The following is a 20,973-nucleotide window of genomic DNA, read 5'->3' as shown; positions in this document are numbered from 1 at the left end:
TAATAAATCAAGCAGTCAAAATTTTATGTAAAAATAGCCTTGTAGTTTAATAGGAAAGAATATAGGATTCCGATTCCTATGGTATGGGTTCGATTCCCTTCAAGGTTATTTGATTATTTTTCAAACCAATTAATTATGATTCATTATATTCGTAATTTTTGTATTATTGCACATATAGATCACGGAAAAAGTACATTAGCTGATCGTTTATTAGAATTTACAAAAACAATTTCAGAAGGAGAGCGGACCCAACTATTGGATGATATGGATTTAGAAAGAGAACGTGGAATTACTATTAAGAGTCATGCTGTACAAATGGAATATAAATATAATAGTCGAACATATATTTTGAATTTAATAGACACCCCAGGACACGTTGATTTTTCATATGAAGTATCACGTTCTATTGCTGCTTGTGAAGGTGCTTTACTTGTAGTTGATTGTACAAAAAGTGTTCAAGCACAAACGATATCTAATCTTTCTTTAGCATTAAAGAATAATTTGGTTATTATTCCAATTTTAAACAAAATTGATTTGTGGGAAGTCATTCCGGAAAATGTTATAAAAGAAATAATAGAATTAGTAAAATGTAAAATGGAAGATATTATTCCTGTTAGTGCAAAAAACGGATTAGGAATTAATGATGTTTTAAATCAAATAATAACACGTATTCCTGCTCCAAAAGGAGATCCAAAAGCACCTTTACAAGCTATTATTTTTGATTCTTCATATAATCCATTTAGAGGAATTGAAGTTTTGTTTAGAATTAAAAATGGTTGTATACGAAAAGGACAAAAATTGCAGTTTATGTCAACAGGAAGAATATATTCGGCATATGAAATAGGAACTTTGAAAATCAAACATATTTCAAAAAATCAAATCAACACAGGAGATGTAGGTTATGTAATTTCTGGAATCAAAAATACAAATGAAGTCAAGGTAGGAGATACCATAACAGACGCAAAAAATCCAGCAGAAAAAGCAATACAAAAATTTAAAGAATTTAAACCCATGGTTTTTGCGAGTATTTATCCAGTAAGTACTGATCAATATGAAGAATTACGGTCTTCTATGGAAAAATTACAGTTAAATGATGCAGCGCTTTCTTTCAGTCCTGAATCTTCTACAGCATTAGGATTTGGATTTCGTTGTGGATTCCTGGGTTTTCTTCATATGGAAGTAGTAAAAGATCGTCTGGATCGTGAGTATGGGATTTCTGTCATCCTTACTATTCCTAATGTTTCTTATAGAGTTTATATGAAAAATGATCAAAATATTTTGATCAATAATCCTTCAGACTTTCCGGAAACGGAAAAGTTAAAAAGAATAGAAGAACCATACGTTTTAGTTTCTATTTTTACAAAAGTCATCTATATAGGAAATGTTATAACATTATGTATAGAAAAACGAGGAGTTATGATTGAGAATCAGAATTATCAAACAGAAGAAAGAATCGAGATGATATTTGAAATGCCTTTATCAGAAATTATATTTGATTTTTATGATAAATTAAAGACTATTTCTAATGGATACGCTTCTTTTGATTATAAATTTATTGGTTATAGAAATTCAGATTTGAAAAAAATTACTGTGTTAATTAATTACGAAAAAATAGAACCTTTATCTCTATTAGTTCATAAAACTAAAGCTTTTTTTTTGGCAAAAAAAATATGTCAAGAATTATCTATGTTAATTCCAAAACATCAGTTCAGTATTCCTATTCAAGTTTCTATATCTGGAAAAATTATAGCAAGAGAAACAATTAAAGCTTTAAGAAAAAATGTTACAGATAAATGTTATGGAGGTGATATTTCTAGGAAAAAAAAACTTTTGGAAAAACAAAAAAAAGGAAAGAAAAAAATGCGTCAAATAGGAAAAGTTGAAATACCATCATCTGCTTTTATTACTTTTTTAAAAGTTAAAAATTAATATAAAAAAATAAAAATTTTTGAATATGTCTATAAAAATAGGAATTAATGGGATTGGCAGAATAGGAAAGTTAGTTTTATTATCTGCTTTAAATAGAGGTAATTTTAAAGTAGTATCTATTAATGATTTAGCATCTATAGAATATTTAGCTTATATGTTAAAACATGATTCTGTTCATGGTTCTTTTAAAGGAAATATTCGTATTGAAGATCAAAATTATTTAATTTTAAATGAAAAACGGATTCAAGTTACCAATGAAAAAAATCCTGAAAAACTGAATTGGGGTAAATTAAATGTAGAATGTGTTGTTGAGTCTACTGGACTTTTTCTAACAAAAAATTTAGCTAGTGCTCATTTAAAATCAGGTGCTAAAAAAGTGATTTTATCAGCACCTCCTAAAGATGATATTCCTATGTTTGTTATGGGAGTTAATCATAAAAATATAAAAAAAGATCAAGATATTGTTTCTAATGCATCTTGTACTACAAATTGTCTTTCTCCAATTGTTAAAGTTTTAAATGATAATTTTGGAATATCTGAAGGATTAATGACAACTATACATGCTACTACTGCAACTCAGAAAGTTGTTGATTCTATTTCTTCTAGAGATTGGAGAGGTGGAAGATCTGCATTGGTTAATATTATACCGACATCGACAGGTGCAGCTAATGCAGTAGGTCACATCATTCCCAGTTTAAATGGTAAATTAACAGGAATGGCTTTTAGAGTACCAATATCAAATGTATCTGTATTGGATTTTACGGTCTCTTTAAAGAAGAGTACTAATTTTGATAAAATCAAATATTGCATGAGTCAGGCTTCTAAAACTACATTAAAAAACATATTAGGATACACAGAAGATGCTGTTGTTTCATCTGATTTTATAGGAGATGAAAGAATTTCTATTTTTGATGCAAATTCTAGTATTATGTTGAATTCAAATTTTTTAAAAATAATTTCTTGGTATGACAATGAAGTTGGTTTTTCTGTAAAATTGTTAGATATTATTAATTATATGCATTCTTTATAATTATTTTATGGAATATTTTTTAAAAATAGAAAATTTTTTTTATACTTATTTACTTGAAAAATGAAATTTTTGATTCCATTACTAATCATTAAAAATGGAGCATTTATGCTTTGATTGTACATGGAAATTTGATCGAAAGTTTTTTGTGTTATAGATATTTTTGGTATTTTACATTCAACAATGATATGAGGTCTTTTATTTAAATGAACTAAAATATCTAATCGTTTGTTTAACTTGTTTATTTGAAAAGGGTATTCTACCCATATATTGGAGTTTTTATAATTTTTTATTTTCTTTAATAAAAAAATTATATATTGACGTATCATTTCTTCTTGAGTCAGGATATAAAATTTTTTTCTGATTACGCAAAATATATGGATTTTATTTTTTATTTTTTTTAAATGCAAATGATTTTTGATAAAAAAATTGAAATGGGGCATAACTTTGTTAAGTATGTTTAATTTAAGAACATTAATGTAAAATAAAATAAATTATGTTTTTAATATGTTTTTAAAATTAAAAAAAAAACAAATACAGGATTGTATTATTATTGGATCTGGACCTGCTGGATATTCTGCTGCTATATATGCATCAAGAGCAGACATGAATCCTATTATTTTTACTGGTTCTCTACCGGGAGGACAATTAACTACTACTACTGATGTAGACAATTATCTTGGATTTCCAGAAGGAATTAATGGAAATGATTTTATGAAAAATTGTAAAAAACAAGCAGAACGTTTTAATACTAAAATAATTCATCAATCAGTGACTCGTGTGATTCTATCCAATCAAAAAGGAGGAATTCATCGTATTTTTTTAGATAACAAAAAATGTATAGAGAGTAGAGGGGTGATTATTGCTACGGGTTCTCGTCCTAAATTTTTAGGAATTAATAAAGAAAGAAAATTCATGGGTTTAGGAGTTTCTTTTTGTGCTACTTGTGATGGTTTTTTTCATAAGGAAAAAGATGTAGCAGTGATAGGAGGTGGAGATTCTGCTTTAGAAGAAGCTAACTATTTATCAAAAATTTGTCAAAAAGTATATTTGATAATTAGAAAAGATTATTTTAGAGCTTCTAAAATTTTACAAGATAATATTTCAAAAAAAAATAATATTCATATTTTATTTGATTCTAATGTAACGGAAATTATTGGAAATAATTTTTTAGAAGGTATTAAGATTTTCAATCATAAAAATAAAACTAATAAAACTATTTTCATTAGTGGTTTATTTATTGCAATAGGTCATATTCCTAATACGGAAATTTTTTTAAATGAACTCGATTTAAATGATCGAGGATATATTATGGTAAAAAAAGGAAAAACCATAACTAGTAAACCTGGAGTGTTTGCATCAGGAGATGTTCAAGATCCTGATTATCGTCAGGCTATTACTTCTGCTGGAACTGGATGTATGGCAGCACTTGATTTGGAAAAGTATTATCTATCTTTATAATCAATATGAAAAATGAGTAATCATTTTTTTGAATTTTTAATTTCTCATGCAAAAGTTTATGGTTTCATTTTTCCTTCTAGTGAAATTTACGGAGGATTAAATGCTACTTATGATTATGGACCACATGGAGTGGAATTAAAAAATAATATTAAAGAATTTTGGTGGAAATCTATGACTCTACTTCATGAAAATATAGTAGGAGTCGATTCTTCTATTCTTATGCATCCTGATATTTGGAATGCATCCGGTCACATTGATAAATTTAACGAATTATTAATTGACAATAGAGATTCTAAAAAAAGATATCGTCCTGAAATTTTAATTCAAGAATATGTAGAAAAAAAATTTCTAAATAATTCAGAAAAAAAAGAAAAAATATTATCTCGTTTATCTCAATCTTTGAAAAAAAATGATTTAATTGATGTCAAAGCGTTAATTGATGAATTATGTATTTGTGATCCCATTGAAAAAACAAAAAATTGGACAGATATTCGTCATTTTAATATGATGTTTAAAATTAAAAATGAAAGTGAAAAAGATTTATATCTTAGACCTGAAACAGCTCAAGGAATATTTTCTAATTTTCAGAATATTAGAAAGTCGAATAGGATGAAAATCCCATTTGGGATTGCACAAATAGGAAAATCATTTAGAAATGAAATTTTTGCAAGAAAATTTATATTTAGAATGCGAGAATTTGAACAAATGGAAATGCAATTTTTTATTCTTCCTGAAGAAGAAATCAAATGGTATGAATATTGGAGAAAAATACGATTCAAATGGCATTTAGAATTAAACTTAGAATATAAAAAATATTATAAACTATCTGACCATGATAGTTTATCTCATTATGAAAGTGCAGGATCAGATATAGAATTTTATTTTCCTTTTGGATTTCAAGAAATAGAAGGAATTCATTCTAGAAGAGATTTTGATTTAAAAAATCATGAGTTTTTTTCGAAAAAAAAATTCAGAATTTTTGAATATAAAAAAAATTATATACCCTATGTTATAGAAACATCATTAGGGTTAGATCGTCTTTTTTTAGCTCTATTATCTTCATCTTTAAAAAAGGAAAAATTAAAAAATGGAAAAATACGTATCGTGTTAAAACTTCCCTATTATTTATCTCCAATTAAAGGAGCTATATTTCCATTAGTACAAAAAGATGGATTACCGGAAATCGCAAAAAAGATATTTAATGAGATAAAAATTCATCATCGATTAGTTTATGATCAAAAAGAGTCTATTGGGAAATTATATCGAAGACAAGATGCTATAGGAACACCATTTTGTTTTACGGTAGATTATGATACGATAAAGACAGATACAGTTACCATGAGAAATAGAGATACAATGAAACAAAAAAGAATTCATATAAAAGAAATATCAAGAATTATAGAACAAGAAACTGGATTAAAAAAAATTTTATTGAAATTATCTTGTTTTACATAATTTTATTTTTTTCTTATTTCAGCTTTTAATTCTTTTTTTAAAAAAAATTCAATCTCTTTCATTGAATCATTAATTATTTCTTCAGTTAATGTTTCTTTTTTGCTTTCAAAAAAGAAACTTATTGTGTAAGATTTTTTTGATGTAGGGAAATTTATCCCTTTATATAAATCATATATTTCAACTTTTTTAATGATATGATTTTCTCTTTTTTTAATTAATTGATTTATTTTTTCGAAAGAAATCGTTTGATCTACGAATAAAGATAAATCTCTTTTTGAAGTAGGATATTTAGATAATGGAATATAAATTATTTTTTTTTCTTTAATAATAGATATTAAATACTTCCAATCAATTTCTGCATAAAAAATTTCATTTTTTTTTAAAATAGTTCTTTTAAACTTTCCTATTTCAATTAAATTTTTGTGATTATATAATATAGAAATTCCATTTTCTAACAATGGATGTTCAGAAAGTATTTGAGTATAATTGTATATTCCACTTTTTTGCAAAATTTGTTCAATAATTCCTTTTAAATAAAAGAAAGAATAATAATTATATTCAGTTTTTTCTTTTTTTGATATTGCTATAGCTATTCCAAGATAGGGTTTTTCTAAAAATTTATCATTCTTTTTATAGTATATTTTTCCTAATTCAAAAAACTTTATATAAGATTTTATTCGATTATTTTTATAATTATATTCAATACAATCTATCATGCTAAATAATAAACTAGATCTCATAAACTTATAACTTTGATTAACTGGATTCATAACCTGAATCTCTTTCCTTTTCAAGAAAGAATTGAAAAAATAAGAGTATTTTTTTTCATTTATCATGGTAGATGAAATAATTTCTTGAAAACCATAATTAATCAATTGTTCAAAAAGTATTTTTTGTATCTCATATTCTGTTTTTTCAAAAAACTTGATATGTGTAGAAATTTTTACTTGATTATTATATATCGGTATTTTATGTATACCATAAATTCGTAATATTTCTTCTATAACATCTATTTCTCTTTTAACATCTGTTCTATAAGAAGGAACTTCAATAAATAAATATTTTTGATTTTCATAATCAATTTTCATTTCTAATAATGACAAAATTTTTTTTATGTTTTTTATTGATATTTTTTTCCCTAAAATATTTATAATTTTATTGTAACGAAGTTTTATTTTTGAAAAATATATAGGATTAGGATAAAAATCTATTACATTCGAACATACTATTTTATTTCTTATGATTTCTTTTATGAGAAAAGCTATTCTTTGTAAAGCGTATACAGTTTGATTAGGATCTATATCTTTTTCAAAAAAATAAGGATATTGTGTTTTTATTTTTTTTGAATATTTTTTTTTTATATTTCGTATAATTGTAGAATGCCAACAAGCACTTCCTACAAAAATATTTGTAGTTTTAACATTTATGTTAGATTCAACATGATTAATTATCCCCCCTATAGATAATGGATGTGCATTATCATAAATAACTAAATCTTCTTTATCAAGTTTGATTTTAATATTATCTGAATATTGAAAATGTGTATTATTTTCTGCATTTTTTATTACAATTTTAACATCCTTTATTTGATTCATGTTAAAAATATGAACTGGTTGACCCAATTCATACATGACAAAATGCATTATATCTATAATATTATTTATAGATCGGATTCCTATAGATTCTAATTGAGAAATTAGCCAATATGGAGATTTTTCTATTTTTATTCCTGAAATAAATATTCCAGAATATCTTATACATTTATCATATTCTTGAACAAAAATTTTTATATGTGACTGATAACAATAATCTTCATTTATTTTTGGTTTGAGCAAATGAACTTTATATCCACGAAATCTTAAAACAGCATATAAATCACGTGCTATTCCATAATGACTCATGGCATCTGTACGATTAGGTGTGATTTCTATATCTAAAATAAAATCATTATTTACGTTATTAATAGCTTTTACTGTTAATCCAATATCAGTTAATATGTTTGATATTTGATTTTGATTCATATTAATAGGAAACACATATTTTTTAATCCAGTTTAATGATACTTTCATATTTTTATTGTAGACATAATCAATATAAAAATTGATTCTTCTTTTTTTAAGGATTTTAAAATACCCATTTTATCATAGAATTCGAAATAAATAAAATCTTCCAAAGAAGATAAGATTTCAATTAAAAATTGAGAATCAAAACCTATTTTCATTCTTTTAATATTGTTGATCACAATTTTACATTGAATTTCTGAAGTAGGAATATTAATCGTTTTTTGATTACAGATTTTTAGTTTATTATTGTTAAAATGGAAATCAATAAAATTATTTTTTTTTTCAGAAAAAAGAAAAATTCTTTTAATAGTATTTAATAATAATAATTTATTGATTATGATAGAAATTTTACATTTTTTATGAGGAATAATATAATGATAATTTGGATATTTTTCATTGATTAATTGACATAATAAAATATGATTTTTAAGACGAAAAATTATATTTTTTTGATCATAATATTCAATAACAATATGACTTTTTTCTTTTTCCTCTTTAAGAATTTCTTTAATTATGTTGAGATATTTTCTAGATATAATAAATTGTACATTTTTATTGATTTGAAAATTTTTGATTGTATATTTTACTAGTCTATAAGTATCTGTTGATATAAAATTCGCTTCATGAGAAAGAAATTGAAACAAAACTCCATTTAACACAGGTTTCAATTTTTCTCTTACAGACATAAATAAAGTTTTGTTTAATATTTTTAATAGTATATCTGAAGATAAATCAATTTTTATAAAATGACCTTTACATATTTGAATAAAACTTTTATAATTTTGATTTGAATCAAAACAAATAGGGATTTCATAAATCCCATACTGGGAATAAATATTAAGTGTATTTTTTTCCTTTTTTATAAAAAGATTTTCATTTGAAAACGTAGTTAAAACATCTATTATGAATTTGATAGATATGGTTATTTTTTCTTTAGTGTATTTCTTTACATTGATTTTCATGTATGTCTGAATTAGATTTTTTGAATCTAATCCCCATGTAATTTGTAATTGATTTTTTTTATCGATTTCAAAAATAATCAAATTCGATAAACCATGAATATCTATAATTTTATATAAAGCATGTAATTTTCTTAATAAAAAAGAACTAAAAATAGAAAAATACATATTCTATAATTTTTAGGTAGCGTGAGGGGGATTTGAACCCCCGACCTCTGGGTTATGAATCCAACGCTCTAACCAACTAAGCTATCACGCCATATATATTGATAAAGTTAGTATATTTTATATTAATTATAATATTACATGTTATGACTGTTGACTTGAGTAATTTAAGAAAAAATTATACAAAAAATCCTTTGTTGGAATCTCAAGTTCCAAAAAAACCTTTTCTTTTATTTGACAATTGGTTTCAACAAGAAAAATCTTTTCATAGCGAAAAAGATAACGAAGAGATTAACGCTATGTCTATTTCTACTATAGGAAAAGATGGAGGACCAGAAACTAGAATTGTTTTATTAAAAGAATATTCAGAGGATGGATTTATTTTTTATACAAATTATTATAGTTTTAAAGGAAGAGCAATTCAAAATATTCCAAAAGTATGTATTTCTTTCTATTGGAAAAAAATGGAAAGACAAATTATTATTAAAGGAATAACATCAAAAATTAAGAAAAAAAAGTCAGATGAATATTTTCGGAATAGACCTAGAGGAAATCAAATTGGTAGTTGGGTTTCTAGACAAAGTCTGATTATTTCGTCAAAAGAATATTTATTAAAAAAGTACGAAAAATGGAAAAAATTTTTTCAAAAAAGAACTATAGAACGGCCTTTTGATTGGGGAGGCTATATTGTAAAACCATATAGGATGGAATTTTGGCAAGGTCAACCTAATAGACTTCATGATAGACTAACTTATATCTTGGAAAAAGATAAAAAATGGATTTTGTATAGATTATCTCCATAAAAAAAAAGATAAAGTTTGCAGGCGATAAACTTTATCTTTTTTTTAAATCACAATTTTGTTAATTCTGCTCCTATTTTAAATTTAGCTACTTTTTTTCCTGGAATATGTATTTTTTTTCCTGTTCTAGGATTTACTCCATTTCTAGGATGTCTTTCGACTACAGAAAAGGTTCCAAATCCTACTAGAGTTACTTTATCTCCTTTTTTTAAAGACTCAATCACGGTTTCAATAAATGCATCTGTAATGTTTTTAACTTTTATTTTTGTTATTCCAGTTTTTTCAGCTATTGAATTAACCAATTCTGTTTTGTTCATGAATAATTAATTTAATTTTAGTTAATTATAAAATAAATCATTTTATAATTCACGATAGCAAATATATAATATAAATAAGTAAATTTTTTTATCGAACAAAAAGATTTTCTCTTATTTTCAATCCGTTAATTAAATTTTTAATATGCATTTTTTTTTTCCCCTCTATTTGTCCTTCAATAATAGATATAAAACCTTCTTTAACAGAAATATTCATTTCACAAGATGAGACAATGAATATCAAACCGGGAGAAAACATATGTGTTTTTTTTATTTTTTTCACGATAAAAATTTTAAATCTAACAAATTTATTCTTATTAAAAAATAAAAAAGTCCATGCTGTCGGATAAGGGCTTAATCCTCTGATTTTATTATAAATAGATTCTATAGAAGGATTTTCCCATTGTATTCTACAATCTTGAGTAGATATTTTTGGAGCATATTTTAATAAAGAAGAATGAATCCTATTTTGAGAAATAGGTTTTATTTTATGATTAATAATATTTTCTAAAGTTTTAATGAGTATAGGAGTACTCATTATTTTTAATCTTTTTTCTAATTCTCCTGAAGTTTCTTCTTTTCTTATTTTTATTTTTTCTTGTAAAATAATTTCTCCAGAATCTATTTTATCTTTTATAAAAAAAGTAGTCAATCCTGTTTTATTTTCTCCATTAATAATTGCCCAATGAATAGGAGCAGCGCCTCTGTATTGAGGAAGAAGAGACGCATGTAAATTTACAGATCCCATTTTAGGAAAATTCCATACTTCTTTAGGAAGCATTCGGAATGATACAACAATTTGTATATCTGCATTCCATAATCTTATGGTTTCTAAAAACGAATAATCTAAAAGATTTTTAGGTTGCAAAAAGGGAATATTATTTTCTAATGCATATATTTTAACAGGAGTAAAAGCTTTTTTTCCCTTTTTTTTTAAAAATGAATTATCAGGACTTGTAATTATTCCAATGATATTATATTGTTTGATATGCAATTCTTTTAAAGTATAAAGAGAAAAATGATTTGAACCTATGAATACAATCTTTGGAAACTTTTTCATATAATTTATTTGTAATTTAAATCCACTAATTTTATCTTGTGACTTTATATGAAAAAGTTCATTGATTTTCAAAATCAAATATAAAAATAAAATATCATTTATCATTTTTTTTTAAATATCAATAATATATTATGTATTGGACTTTAGAATTAGCTTCTCATTTAGAAGATGCACCATGGCCCGCAACAAAGGAAGAATTGATTGATTTTGCTATTCGTACTGGAGCTCCTTTAGAAGTTGTTGAGAATCTTCAACAATTGGAAAATGGAGATGGAGAAGTTTTTGAATCTATAGAAGATATATGGGCAGATTATCCACGAGACGATGAAGATTTTTATTGGAATAGAGATGAATATGAACTTTAAATTGTTTATTTTTCTTACTTATGATTCCATTCCATAATAATATATACTTTAATAATATATACTTTTTTCATGAGTTTTATCAGAAAAATTTTAAATAAATTATTAGTAAATAAAAATGATAAGGACCTTAAAGAGATTCAAAAATTTTTATTTCAAATTAAAAAAGAAGAAAAAAAAATATTTTTATTATCTGATGAAGAATTAAGAAATCAAACTAAACATTTAAAAAATATTGTCAAAAAATCGACAAATAAATTTCATGATAAAGAAAAGAAACTTTTCAAAAAAATACAGGAAAAATTTTGTTCTATTAGTGTCTTAGAAAAAATATACTCAAGTATAGAAAACATTCAAGAAGAATGTTATCAAATGGAACAAAAAGTATTAATAAATATTTTACCTCAAGCTTTTTCTATAATTAAAGAAACAGCTAAACGTTTAACAGAAAACAAAAAACTCATTGTTACTTCTACTCCTTTTGATGAAGAATTATCAAAAATCAAGTCTTATGTCCATTTAAAGGGAAATCAAGCAATTTGGAAAAATGAATGGAATGCATATGGAAAAAGTATAATTTGGGATATGATTCATTATGATGTTCAGTTAATGGGAGGAGTTGTTTTACATCAAGGAAAAATAGCGGAAATGGCTACAGGAGAAGGTAAAACTTTTGTAGCAACTTTATCAGCTTATTTAAATGCATTACCTGGAAGAGGAGTACACATTGTTACAGTAAACAATTATTTATCTAAAAGAGATACAAGTTGGATGGCTCCTTTAATGGAATTTCATGGATTGAAAGTTGATTGTATTGATAACTATTTGTCTTCTGATGTGTATATGCGAAAAAAAGCTTATCAAGCAGATATTACTTATGGGACAAACAATGAATTTGGTTTTGATTATTTACGTGATAATATGGCTTCTTCCAAAGAAGAATTAGTTCAAAGAGAATTGAATTATGCTATTATAGATGAAATAGACTCTGTATTAATAGATGAAGCACGTACTCCTTTAATTATATCAGGGCCTGTTGATTCTAAAAAAGATAATAAAGAGGAATTTGAATTATTTCAAAATAAAGTCAAAACTTTAGTTAGCAAACAAAACGTAATAGTTAATAATTTTTTGCAAGAAGCAAAGAATTTAATACGAAATGGAGATAAAAAATTAGGTGGATTCAAATTATTTCAATCGTATCGTGGATTGCCAAAAAAAAAATCTTTAATTAAGTTTTTAAGTGAAAAAAATATTCGTTTGATTTTACAAAAAATTGAAAGTCAATATTTTCAAGATTATGGTAGAGAAATATATAAAGTAGATAAAGATCTTTATTTTGTTATTGATGAAAAAAATAATACTGTAGAATTAACAGATAGAGGAATTGAATTTTTATCAAAAAATGTAGAAGATATAGGTTTTTTTGTTTTACCAGATGTTAATCTGGAATTAACTGAAATCGAGAAAAAAAATTTTTCAAAAGAAAAAGAAATAAAAGAAAAAGAAAAAATTTTGAAAAATTTTTCTATAAAAACCCAAAGAATTCATACTATTAATCAACTACTTAAAGCTTTTACTTTATTTGAAAGAGATGTAGATTATGTGGTTATGGAAGGTAAAGTCAAAATAGTAGATGAACAAACTGGTCGTATAATGGAAGGAAGACGTTATTCTGATGGTTTACATCAAGCTATAGAAGCTAAAGAAAATGTTCAAATAGAATCTTCCAGTCAAACTTTTGCTACAATAACCTTACAAAATTATTTTAGAATGTATAGAAAAATATCTGGAATGACAGGAACTGCAGAAACTGAGGCGGGAGAATTTTGGCATATTTATAAATTAGATGTAGTAGTAATTCCTACACATAAGAAGGTACAAAGAAAAGACTTACAAGATCTTGTTTTTAAAACTAAACGAGAAAAATATAATGCGATTATAGAAAAGATTATTTTTTTATCTAAAAATGAAAAACGTCCTGTTCTTGTTGGAACAACTTCTGTTGAAGTTTCAGAATTTCTAAGTAGAGCTTTAAAATTTATAAAAATATCACATAATGTATTGAATGCTAAATTACATGAAAAAGAAGCTGAAATTATAGCAAAAGCAGGATATCCTAGTTCTGTTACTATAGCAACGAATATGGCTGGTAGAGGAACGGATATTAAACTATCAGAAGAAGTTATTCAAAACGGAGGATTAGCTGTTTTAGGAACTGAACGGCATGATTCTAGAAGGGTGGATAATCAGTTAAGAGGAAGATCAGGTCGTCAAGGAGATCCTGGTAGTTCTCAATTTTATGTATCTCTAGAAGATAATTTGATTCGTTTATTTATTGATTCTGAAAGACTTTCTAAACTTATGGATAGATTTGGACATAAAGAAGGAGACATAATACAACATCCTTTATTGACTAAATCTATTGAAAAAGCACAAAAAAAAATAGAGGATAACAATTTCAGTATACGAAAACGTTTGTTAGACTATGATGATGTGATTAATAAACAAAGAGAATTTATTTATAAAAAACGAAGAAATGCATTATGTGGAACTGAATTAAGTTTAGATATTTCTAATATGGTCTATATTTTGTTAGATTTCATGATAACTATAAATAAATCTCTGAATGATTTCAAAAGTTTGGAATATGAATTTTTCCAAATTTTTGGAATTAAATTTCCGATACAAGAAAACGAATTTCTATCTTATAAAGAACGTGATTGCGTAAACAAGCTTCATGATATAATTATTGATTTTTACGAGAAAAAAAAAGAGAAAATGATTCATCATGATATCAAATCCATCATATCTAATATTGTAGATAAAAATTATGAGTATTATCAAATACGGGTTGTTTTAACAGATGGATATCAGAATATAATTTCTGTATCAGACTTAAGAGAATTTTATGATACAAAAGGGAAATCTTTATTATCCATGTTTGAAAAAAAGACTATATTATGTTTCATGGATGAAAAATGGAAAGAACATTTACGTGAAATGGATAGTTTACGTTATTCTGTACAAAATGCTGTTTTTGAGCAAAAAGATCCTCTGATTGTTTATAAACAAAATGCTTTTAATTTATTTCAAGAAAGAGTTTATGATATAAACAAAAAAATTATTTCTTTTTTACTTAAGTCTACTATCCTGAGAGGAGATATTTTGTTCTTTCCAAAAAAAAATTTAAAAAAAAATCATTTGATGAAAGTAAAAGATAAAAAAAAACTAGGGAGAAATAATAGAATTAATATTCGTCATTTAATTACGGGAGAAACTAAAAATATTAAATTTAAACAAATTGAATTTTTTTTGAAAAAAGGAGAATGGGTAATAGAGAATGATTCCGTTTAGATTTTTTTGTGTTAATTAACAATAAAACGTATACTCTCTTTTTTTATTTTATTCATTATATTTTGTTATTCTGGAATCAGTTTATGGTCAGTGAAAAAGAGCTATGATGACGATTCTATCAATTATATTCCATATAATACATTTGGTGTAGTTTTGGGAACTTCTAAATATTTGTATGGAGGGGGAATTAACGCTTATTTTAAGTATCGAATAGATGCAGCTTGTTCTCTTTTTTTTCATAATAAAATACGTTATATCATTGTAAGTGGAGATAATAGAGAAAAAAATTATAATGAACCAAAAATGATGAAAAAAGAATTAATAAAAAAAGGGGTTCCTCCTAATTTTATATATGAAGATTTTTATGGAATTAATACTTTATATTCTATTATTAGGGTTAACAAAATTTTCAATCAAAAAAAATTTACGATTATATCTCAAAAATTTCATAATGAAAGAGCTATTTTTATTGGTAATTGTTTAGGATTAGATGTAATTGGATTCAATGCCAAGAGTCTGACTTTTGATAGCAAAACACAATTTAGAGAAATTTTCGCAAGAATTAAAGCTTTATGGGATATTATTTTATCTTTTCAGGTTTTATGATCTAATAAAAATCAGGATAGATAATCTAAATATTTTTTTAGAATTTCAGCATTATTATATTTTTTAGTGTTTATTTCTAATAAATAAGGTTGATTCGATTTTTTCCAAAAAAATGATAAACTATTTTTTAAAACATATTGATTGGATACTTTTTTGTATTTCCAATTATGCATTTTACATATATTTTTTGCAGAAAAAATATGTTTTGTTTCGAAAAAATTGAATGTTTTTTCTGGTAACTTTTTTTCTGAAATAAATCTAAAAATATTTCCTCCTCCGTTATTAATAAGTATTATACGAAAATTTTTTGGAATATAATCATTCCATAAAGCATTACTATCATAAAAAAAACTGATATCTCCAATAATCAATGTCACAATTTTTTTCCTTACTGTAGCGCAACCTACAGCTGTTGAAACACATCCATCTATTCCTGAAGTTCCACGATTACAATAAGATTTAATAGAATATTTTTTTTCATAAAAAAGTTGATAATATCTTATTATCATGCTATTTCCTAATTGTAATATAGTATTATTAGGAATAGTTTGAAAAACAAAAAATAAAACTTTTAAATCTGAAAAACTTTTTTCTTTTTTTAAAAAAGATTTATGTTTTTTTATTTTTTCTTCTCTTAATTTTTCCCATTTATTTCTATAATCTGAAACTAAAATATTATTAGAATTATCATGAAGAAAAATTTGAAAAAATGATTCTGGATTGATAGGCCAATAAGTGGTTAATTTATAATAAGTATCCGGATAACTTTCATAATGTTCCCCTATATGCCAATGATATGTTGGTGGATCTTTTCTCAAAAGAAATTTGATTTTTTTAGATATAATATTTATTCCAACGGTTAATAAAATATGAGGTTTAAAAATTTTCCAATTTTTATAATTCATATTAAAAATAAGTTGGTCTATACTTGAAAAAAAAAGTTTTCCATATATATGAGATGTTGTTTCTGTAAAAATTACAATAGAGGAATCTAAACTTAATTTCCTTAAAATTTTTTCCATATTTTTTTCTGGATAATGTAATCCGAACAGAATCATTTTTTTTTCACATTTTTTCCATATATATTGTTCTTTTTTATAAGTTTTAATATATTTTTTAACAGGTATAGTTTTTATAATTTTAGGTCTGACTTGTAAATGATTTGTAGTATTATAAAGTGGTTCTGAAAATGGTATATTAATGTGTATCGGTTTATTTTTTAAAATACACTTGTTTATTGATTCATTTATAAGTTTGTCATTATACCATATACCAGATTCGGATTCATCTTCTATCAATTGGATAGAAGTTTCTACATGTTTTTGAAAAATATTCTCTTGATAAATTGATTGTCCTTCAAATACATCTATAATTTTTTTTGGTCTATCTGCAGTTAGTAAAATAAGTGGAATATTTTGATAAAAAGCCTCAGTCACTGCAGGATAAAAATTTACAACTGCAGATCCAGAAGTGCAACTAATAACTACAGGTTTTCTAATTTGTTGAGCTATTCCTAAAGCAAAGAACCCTGCACATCGTTCATCTACAATACTGTAAGTATGAAACATCTTTTGTTGAGTAAAATTTATAATGATTGGAGCATTTCTAGATCCTGGAGATATGATAATATGAAATATAGATTTTGCTTTTAAAATTTCACCAAAACTTTGTACAACTTTTTTACTTGAATACATTGATAATTTAAGATAATTTAAATTAATCCTCCATTTACATTTAATACACAACCAGTAATATAATTTGATAAATCTGAAGCAAGAAATAAAGTTGAGTTTGCTATATCTTCAGGAGTTCCTGCTCTTTTTAATGGAATGTTTTTTATCCAATTTTCTTGAACTTGAGATTTCAAGTGAGAGTTCATTTTTGTTATGATATATCCAGGAGCTATAACATTGCAACGTATATTTCTTTTTCCTAATTCTCTCGATATTGATTTTGTGAAACCAATAATTCCTGCTTTAGATGCAGCATAATTAGATTGTCCAATATTTCCCGTTAATCCTACAACAGAACTCATATTAATAATACTTCCTTTTTTTTTTTTCATCATAGGATGAATAGCATGTTTTGTCAAATTAAATATAGAATATAAATTAGTTTTAATCACATTATCCCAATCATTTTTCGAGATTTTTAGTAAAAAATTATCTTTTATAATACCTGCATTATTTACTAATATATCCAAAGTTCCATATTTTTTTATAACTTTTTGTACTAAATTTTTTGATGATTGAAAATCTGAAAGATCTATTTCATATGCTTCTACAAAATTTTTATATTTCAATTCTAATTCTTGTGCTTTTTTTTTTGATGAAAAAAATGTAAAAATCACATTGGCTCCATGTTGTACAAAAGTTTTAACTATAGATTGACCTATATCACCTGAACCTCCTGTAACTATAGCTATTTTTCCATTTAATAGTTTCATGATAATGATGTAGTTATTTTTTTGTTGATTAATTTAAAAATGAGATTTAGTTGTTCTTCTATATTTAAAAATGTATTATCTATTTCTATAGAATCTGTAGATTTTTTAAGTGGAGATATATCCCGTGAAATATCCATCATATCTCTATAAATTATATTTTTTTTGACTTTCTCATAAGAAATCTCGTTTCCTCTTTTTTTTAGCTCTTGATATCTTCTGTAAGAACGAATTTCTATAGATCCTTTCATAAATATTTTTAACTCTGATCTTGGAAACACATGATTTCCTATATCTCTTCCATCTATAACTATTCCTTTATTTTTTCCAATATTTCTTTGCATAATGGTTAATTTCTCTCTAATTTCTGGAATTTGAGCTATTAAACTTACTTTATTTGATACTTTTTCCGATCTAATCTTGTCTTGAATATTTTCTCCATTTAAAAAGATATCCGTTTGATTATATTTTTTATTCCATTTTAATTTTAAATTGATTTCTTTCAAAACAGGGATAAAATTTTTTGTATTATAAAAATGACTATCAAAAATTTTTTTTCTGATTGCAAACAAGGCTATACATCTATACATAGCACCAGTATCTATATATTTATATTTTAGTTTTTTAGAAATAGCTTTAGCTAAAGTACTTTTTCCTGATGAAGAATATCCATCTATAGCTATAATAATTTTTTTATTCATATGAATTTATATTGATGTATTTATATGACAATAATTTATAGTAAAGTTTGACAGTAAGGAAATCTGTAGAAGATTCTTTTTTATTCGGTAAAAGTTCTACTATGTCAAATCCTATTACATTTTTTTTTTTAAAAACTTTTTTTAAAAATTCTAAAGTTGTATACCAAGATAATCCACCTGGTTCTGGAGTTCCTGTAGAAGGGGCTATACTAGGATCGAAAACATCTATATCGATGCTTATAAATACATTTTTAGATAATTTATAAATAGCATCTTGCATCCATAAATCATTTTTGTAAATCTGATGCATATAAAATATATTTCCTTTTTGAATATATTTTTTTTCTATAACATCCATACTACGAATTCCTATTTGTATGAGTGGGTATTTTTGTGATGCTTCATGCATGGAACAAGCGTGATTATAAGGACTTCCTTTGTATACAGGACGTAAATCTGTATGGGCGTCCATATGAAGAATACTTAAGTTTGTATATTTTTCTCCAAAAGCTCTAATGCTCCCTATTGATATAGAATGATCTCCTCCTATAAATGTGAGGAATTTTTTTTTATTAAGATACTTTTTTGTAACATGATATACTTTTTTAATCATTTTTTTTGTAGAAAATGAAGAATTGATAATAGGGGGGGCAATAAAAATTCCTTTTTTATAGACTTCTGAATTAGTTTCTATATCATATAATTCTATATGTTCTGCTGCAGCCAAAAAAGCTTTAGGTCCTTTTTTAGAACCTTTTTTCCATGTTTGAGTATAATCATATGGAACTGTAATGAGAACAGTTTTAGCTTTATCAAGCGTTGCATATTTTTTTGGGATTCCCGCAAAAGTTTTTTTTCCGTGATTTAATTTCAATAACCTAATATTTTTAAAATTTCTTTTGGATTTTGTGATTGTCTAAATATTTTATAGACAAAATTTTTTTTTTCATCATGATCTATTAATATGTGAATAGGTTGAGGAATTAAACAATGATGAACCCCTCCATATCCACTAATTGTATCTTGATAAGCTCCTGTATTGAAAAAACCAATATAAAGTGGAATTTCTTTATGAAAACAAGGAAGATATATTGCGTTCATATGTTGTTCTGAATTATAATAATCATCGCTATCACATGTTAATCCTCCTAAAAAAACTCTTTCATAACAATCATTCCAACGATTAATTGCCATCATAATAAATCTACGACTGATTGCCCAAGTATCAGGAAGTGTAGTCATAAAAGAACTATCTATCATATTCCATTTTTCTCTATCATTCTGACGTTTTTGATTAAGTATTTGATATAAAATACCTCCACTTTCTCCCACTGTATAAGCACCAAATTCTGTGTATATATGAGGTTCTGAAATATTTTCTTCCTGACAAAATTTTTTTATTTGATAAACAATTTCGTTGGTCATATATTCATAATCATATTGAAAAGACATGGAGGTTTTAATGGGGAATCCTCCTCCTATGTTTAGGATTTCTAATTCTGGAGCTATTTTTTTCAATTTTGCATAAATATGTAAACATTTGAAAAGTTCATTCCAATAATAAGCAGTATCTTTTATTCCTGTATTTATGAAAAAGTGCAACATTTTTAATTCCACTTTAGGATTATTTTTTATTTTATTTAAATAAAAAACAATAATATCTTTATATCCGATTCCCAACCTTGAAGTGTAAAATTCAAATTTAGGTTCTTCTTCAGAAGCTATACGTATTCCTAATTTAAAAGGATAATTAATGATCAAACTTAATTTTTCCAATTCGTCCGAATTGTCCAATATTGGTATTGTATTATAGAATCCGTTATTAATAAGTTCTGATATATTCTCAATATAATTTTTCGGTTTAAATCCATTGCATATAACTTCAATACTTTTGGTAGTTTTTCCTTTTTTATAAAGATTTTTTACAATTTCTATATCATAAGCATATGAGGTTTCAATACTAATGTTATTTTTTAAAGCTTCTTCTAATACAAAAGAAAAATGAGAACTTTTTGTGCAATAACAATAAGTATATTTGTTGTTATATTGATTGGATTGAATAGCTTTTTCAAACCATTTTCTTGCCTTTCGGATATTTTGAGATATTTTTGGCAAGTATGTAAATTTTAATGGAGTTCCATATTTTTTTATAAGATTCATTAATGGAATTCCGTGAAATTCTAAAAAATTATTTTTTATAGAAAATTCCTCAGTTGGAAAATCAAAAGTTTGATCAATCAGATCGGAATAACGGATTTTCATTTAAAAATA

18 protein-coding genes and 2 tRNA genes are annotated in these 20,973 nt (G+C 24.8%); 9 read left to right on the top strand and 11 right to left on the bottom strand.

Annotated elements, in window-relative coordinates; translation table 11 throughout:
* Positions 1–35 precede the first annotated feature (35 nt).
* The 3 genes from H0H55_RS02955 (at position 36) to gap (ending at position 2,959) form a co-directional block, all read left to right on the top strand.
* Positions 36–108, top strand: a tRNA-Arg gene (locus H0H55_RS02955).
* A 30-nt stretch (positions 109–138) separates the two neighbouring features.
* A complete protein-coding gene (gene lepA, locus H0H55_RS02950; protein WP_185861585.1) occupies positions 139–1,929 on the top strand; it encodes a translation elongation factor 4 in 1,791 nt (596 codons plus the stop codon).
* A gap of 25 nt (positions 1,930–1,954) precedes the next feature.
* Entirely contained in the window at positions 1,955–2,959 is a 1,005-nt protein-coding gene (gene gap, locus H0H55_RS02945) for a type I glyceraldehyde-3-phosphate dehydrogenase (RefSeq protein WP_185861250.1), read from the top strand.
* A gap of 5 nt (positions 2,960–2,964) precedes the next feature.
* Here gap and H0H55_RS02940 read toward each other — a convergent pair whose 3' ends face one another.
* Positions 2,965–3,399, bottom strand: coding sequence for a type I restriction enzyme HsdR N-terminal domain-containing protein (locus tag H0H55_RS02940; RefSeq protein ID WP_185861249.1), 435 nt, complete (start codon positions 3,397–3,399; stop codon positions 2,965–2,967).
* A gap of 64 nt (positions 3,400–3,463) precedes the next feature.
* On the opposite strand from H0H55_RS02940, the gene trxB reads away from it, so the two are divergent.
* Positions 3,464–4,417 carry a thioredoxin-disulfide reductase gene (gene trxB / locus H0H55_RS02935; protein WP_185861248.1) on the top strand — a complete coding sequence of 318 codons (954 nt, stop codon included), beginning with the start codon at positions 3,464–3,466 and terminating at the stop codon, positions 4,415–4,417.
* Between the two features lie 12 nt (positions 4,418–4,429).
* Positions 4,430–5,872 (top strand): glycine--tRNA ligase, encoded by a 1,443-nt coding sequence (locus tag H0H55_RS02930; RefSeq protein ID WP_185861247.1) that lies wholly within the window; start codon positions 4,430–4,432, stop codon positions 5,870–5,872.
* A gap of 2 nt (positions 5,873–5,874) precedes the next feature.
* On the opposite strand, the gene pheT is transcribed toward H0H55_RS02930, so the two are convergent.
* The 3 genes from pheT to H0H55_RS02915 all read right to left on the bottom strand — a co-directional run bounded on the left by pheT (position 5,875) and on the right by H0H55_RS02915 (position 9,153).
* On the bottom strand, positions 5,875–7,941 hold the full coding sequence (gene pheT, locus H0H55_RS02925) for a phenylalanine--tRNA ligase subunit beta (protein WP_185861246.1): 2,067 nt from the start codon (positions 7,939–7,941) through the stop codon (positions 5,875–5,877).
* A complete protein-coding gene (locus H0H55_RS02920) occupies positions 7,938–9,062 on the bottom strand; it encodes a DNA polymerase III subunit beta (RefSeq protein WP_185861245.1) in 1,125 nt (374 codons plus the stop codon). The genes pheT and H0H55_RS02920 overlap by 4 nt, the downstream gene beginning before the upstream one ends.
* Before the next feature lie 17 nt (positions 9,063–9,079).
* A tRNA-Met gene (locus H0H55_RS02915) sits at positions 9,080–9,153 on the bottom strand.
* 52 nt (positions 9,154–9,205) lie between these two features.
* Between H0H55_RS02915 and pdxH the strand changes: the two genes are divergently transcribed.
* The gene (gene pdxH / locus H0H55_RS02910) at positions 9,206–9,862 is read left to right on the top strand and encodes a pyridoxamine 5'-phosphate oxidase (protein WP_185861244.1); all 657 of its coding nucleotides are present in this window, start codon (positions 9,206–9,208) and stop codon (positions 9,860–9,862) included.
* A 47-nt stretch (positions 9,863–9,909) separates the two neighbouring features.
* Here the strand turns inward: pdxH and H0H55_RS02905 are convergent, their stop codons facing one another.
* Together H0H55_RS02905 and fmt are read right to left on the bottom strand one after the other, a co-directional pair.
* On the bottom strand, positions 9,910–10,176 hold the full coding sequence (locus tag H0H55_RS02905) for an HU family DNA-binding protein (RefSeq protein WP_185861243.1): 267 nt from the start codon (positions 10,174–10,176) through the stop codon (positions 9,910–9,912).
* An 88-nt stretch (positions 10,177–10,264) separates the two neighbouring features.
* Positions 10,265–11,338, bottom strand: coding sequence for a methionyl-tRNA formyltransferase (gene fmt, locus H0H55_RS02900; RefSeq protein ID WP_238784157.1), 1,074 nt, complete (start codon positions 11,336–11,338; stop codon positions 10,265–10,267).
* Between the two features lie 26 nt (positions 11,339–11,364).
* Here fmt and H0H55_RS02895 point away from each other — a divergent pair, with 26 nt between their 5' ends.
* The 3 genes from H0H55_RS02895 to H0H55_RS02885 all read left to right on the top strand — a co-directional run bounded on the left by H0H55_RS02895 (position 11,365) and on the right by H0H55_RS02885 (position 15,558).
* The gene (locus H0H55_RS02895; RefSeq protein WP_185856722.1) at positions 11,365–11,598 is read left to right on the top strand and encodes a DUF2795 domain-containing protein; all 234 of its coding nucleotides are present in this window, start codon (positions 11,365–11,367) and stop codon (positions 11,596–11,598) included.
* Between the two features lie 69 nt (positions 11,599–11,667).
* Positions 11,668–14,952 carry a preprotein translocase subunit SecA gene (secA, locus tag H0H55_RS02890; RefSeq protein ID WP_185861242.1) on the top strand — a complete coding sequence of 1,095 codons (3,285 nt, stop codon included), beginning with the start codon at positions 11,668–11,670 and terminating at the stop codon, positions 14,950–14,952.
* Positions 14,953–15,042: 90 nt separating this feature from the next.
* Positions 15,043–15,558 carry a SanA/YdcF family protein gene (locus H0H55_RS02885; RefSeq protein WP_238784156.1) on the top strand — a complete coding sequence of 172 codons (516 nt, stop codon included), beginning with the start codon at positions 15,043–15,045 and terminating at the stop codon, positions 15,556–15,558.
* A gap of 11 nt (positions 15,559–15,569) precedes the next feature.
* Here the strand turns inward: H0H55_RS02885 and menD are convergent, their stop codons facing one another.
* The 5 genes from menD to H0H55_RS02860 are packed head-to-tail and all read right to left on the bottom strand — an operon-like array spanning position 15,570 to position 20,964.
* The gene (gene menD, locus H0H55_RS02880; RefSeq protein WP_185861241.1) at positions 15,570–17,252 is read right to left on the bottom strand and encodes a 2-succinyl-5-enolpyruvyl-6-hydroxy-3-cyclohexene-1-carboxylic-acid synthase; all 1,683 of its coding nucleotides are present in this window, start codon (positions 17,250–17,252) and stop codon (positions 15,570–15,572) included.
* Positions 17,253–17,269: 17 nt separating this feature from the next.
* Positions 17,270–18,004, bottom strand: a complete 735-nt coding sequence (gene fabG, locus H0H55_RS02875) for a 3-oxoacyl-[acyl-carrier-protein] reductase (protein WP_185861240.1) — start codon at positions 18,002–18,004, stop codon at positions 17,270–17,272.
* On the bottom strand, positions 18,001–18,702 hold the full coding sequence (gene cmk / locus H0H55_RS02870; protein WP_185861239.1) for a (d)CMP kinase: 702 nt from the start codon (positions 18,700–18,702) through the stop codon (positions 18,001–18,003). Before cmk ends, fabG begins: the two co-directional genes overlap by 4 nt.
* Positions 18,695–19,576, bottom strand: coding sequence for an agmatinase (gene speB, locus H0H55_RS02865; protein ID WP_185861238.1), 882 nt, complete (start codon positions 19,574–19,576; stop codon positions 18,695–18,697). The genes cmk and speB overlap by 8 nt, the downstream gene beginning before the upstream one ends.
* Positions 19,573–20,964, bottom strand: coding sequence for a type III PLP-dependent enzyme domain-containing protein (locus H0H55_RS02860; RefSeq protein WP_185861237.1), 1,392 nt, complete (start codon positions 20,962–20,964; stop codon positions 19,573–19,575). Before H0H55_RS02860 ends, speB begins: the two co-directional genes overlap by 4 nt.
* Positions 20,965–20,973: the final 9 nt, after the last annotated feature.

It is taken from the genome of Blattabacterium cuenoti, assembly GCF_014251795.1.
Classification (GTDB): domain Bacteria; phylum Bacteroidota; class Bacteroidia; order Flavobacteriales; family Blattabacteriaceae; genus Blattabacterium; species Blattabacterium cuenoti_AB.
This window is presented reverse-complemented; position numbering and strand designations above follow the sequence as displayed.

Excerpts from the sequence above, each read along its gene's own strand:
- gap (WP_185861250.1), top strand. The coding sequence starts at position 1,955 with ATGTCTATAAAAATAGGAATTAATGGGATTGGCAGAATAGGAAAGTTA.
- H0H55_RS02940 (WP_185861249.1), bottom strand. The coding sequence starts at position 3,399 with ATGCCCCATTTCAATTTTTTTATCAAAAATCATTTGCATTTAAAAAAA.
- trxB (WP_185861248.1), top strand. The coding sequence starts at position 3,464 with ATGTTTTTAAAATTAAAAAAAAAACAAATACAGGATTGTATTATTATT.
- H0H55_RS02930 (WP_185861247.1), top strand. The coding sequence starts at position 4,430 with ATGAGTAATCATTTTTTTGAATTTTTAATTTCTCATGCAAAAGTTTAT.
- pheT (WP_185861246.1), bottom strand. The coding sequence starts at position 7,941 with ATGAAAGTATCATTAAACTGGATTAAAAAATATGTGTTTCCTATTAAT.
- H0H55_RS02920 (WP_185861245.1), bottom strand. The coding sequence starts at position 9,062 with ATGTATTTTTCTATTTTTAGTTCTTTTTTATTAAGAAAATTACATGCT.
- pdxH (WP_185861244.1), top strand. The coding sequence starts at position 9,206 with ATGACTGTTGACTTGAGTAATTTAAGAAAAAATTATACAAAAAATCCT.
- H0H55_RS02905 (WP_185861243.1), bottom strand. The coding sequence starts at position 10,176 with ATGAACAAAACAGAATTGGTTAATTCAATAGCTGAAAAAACTGGAATA.
- fmt (WP_238784157.1), bottom strand. The coding sequence starts at position 11,338 with ATGATAAATGATATTTTATTTTTATATTTGATTTTGAAAATCAATGAA.
- H0H55_RS02895 (WP_185856722.1), top strand. The coding sequence starts at position 11,365 with ATGTATTGGACTTTAGAATTAGCTTCTCATTTAGAAGATGCACCATGG.
- secA (WP_185861242.1), top strand. The coding sequence starts at position 11,668 with ATGAGTTTTATCAGAAAAATTTTAAATAAATTATTAGTAAATAAAAAT.
- menD (WP_185861241.1), bottom strand. The coding sequence starts at position 17,252 with ATGTATTCAAGTAAAAAAGTTGTACAAAGTTTTGGTGAAATTTTAAAA.
- fabG (WP_185861240.1), bottom strand. The coding sequence starts at position 18,004 with ATGAAACTATTAAATGGAAAAATAGCTATAGTTACAGGAGGTTCAGGT.
- cmk (WP_185861239.1), bottom strand. The coding sequence starts at position 18,702 with ATGAATAAAAAAATTATTATAGCTATAGATGGATATTCTTCATCAGGA.
- H0H55_RS02860 (WP_185861237.1), bottom strand. The coding sequence starts at position 20,964 with ATGAAAATCCGTTATTCCGATCTGATTGATCAAACTTTTGATTTTCCA.